The organism is Nocardioides sp. (assembly GCF_004803405.1).
Lineage (GTDB): Bacteria > Actinomycetota > Actinomycetes > Propionibacteriales > Nocardioidaceae > Nocardioides > Nocardioides vastitatis.
Map to the genome: position 1 here is coordinate 1 of NZ_SSXI01000130.1, position 686 is coordinate 686.

Consider the following 686-nt stretch of genomic DNA (forward strand, 5'->3'; position numbering starts at 1 on the left):
GCGGATAGGGACCGAACTGTCTCACGACGTTCTAAACCCAGCTCGCGTGCCGCTTTAATGGGCGAACAGCCCAACCCTTGGGACCTACTCCAGCCCCAGGATGCGACGAGCCGACATCGAGGTGCCAAACCATCCCGTCGATATGGACTCTTGGGGAAGATCAGCCTGTTATCCCCGGGGTACCTTTTATCCGTTGAGCGACCACGCTTCCACTCGCAGTGGCCGGATCACTAGTTCCGACTTTCGTCCCTGCTCGACATGTCTGTCTCACAGTCAAGCTCCCTTGTGCACTTACACTCGAAACCTGATTGCCAACCAGGCTGAGGGAACCTTTGAGCGCCTCCGTTACTCTTTAGGAGGCAACCGCCCCAGTTAAACTACCCATCAGGCACTGTCCCTGAACCAGATCATGGCCCTAGGTTAGACATCTAGTACGACCAGAGTGGTATTTCAACGTTGACTCCACAACCACTGGCGTGGCCGCTTCACAGTCTCCCACCTATCCTACACAAGCCGAACCAAACACCAATGCCAAACTATAGTAAAGGTCCCGGGGTCTTTCCGTCCTGCCGCGCGTAACGAGCATCTTTACTCGTAGTGCAATTTCGCCGAGTCCATGGTTGAGACAGCGCCCAAGTCGTTACTCCATTCGTGCAGGTCGGAACTTACCCGACAAGGAATTTCGC

General features: G+C 55.1%; 1 rRNA gene. It reads right to left on the reverse strand.

Annotated features, from left to right (window positions below):
* A 23S ribosomal RNA gene (locus tag E7Z54_RS09610) occupies nt 1–686 on the reverse strand; the annotation flags it as partial.